Source organism: Micromonospora sp. DSM 43699 (genome assembly GCF_055517075.1).
Map to the genome: position 1 here is coordinate 1 of NZ_JBTMMT010000207.1, position 453 is coordinate 453.

The 453-nt window shown below is 74.2% G+C and carries 1 protein-coding gene; it reads right to left on the reverse strand.

Annotated elements, in window-relative coordinates; genetic code table 11:
• Positions 1 to 436, reverse strand: a 436-nt coding sequence (locus AC0AIB_RS31270; RefSeq protein WP_465098088.1) for a phosphopantetheine-binding protein, incomplete at its 3' end; no start/stop codon positions are given.
• Positions 437 to 453 lie beyond the last annotated feature (17 nt).

Here is a 453-nt window from a genome sequence, read left to right on the forward strand (position 1 = left end):
GTGTGCCGGCCGTGTCGACGACGGCGGCGAGCCCGGCGACCGTCGGCGCCTGGAAGAACTCCTGGACGGTCAGCGGTACGCCGAACCGGGCGCGGATCCGGGTCAGGGCCTGGATCGCCAGGAGCGAATGCCCGCCCAGCGCGAAGAAGCTCTCCTGGCGGCCGACCCGGGCCAGCCCGAGGAGCTCCGCCCAGATCTCCGCGACCCCGCGTTCGGTGTCCGTGGCGGGGGCCGCGTACGCGAGACGGGTCGGGCGGACCCCGAGGGCGAGCAGGGCCCTCTTGTCCACCTTCCCGTTCGTCGTCAGCGGCAGCGCGTCGAGCACGCGGTACGCCGAGGGCACCATGTAGTCCGGCAGCGCCGCCTCGGCGCAGCCGCGCAACTGCGCCTCGTCGGGCGCGAGCACCCCGGCCTCCGGGACCACGAAGGCGATCAACTGCCGTCCTACGGAAG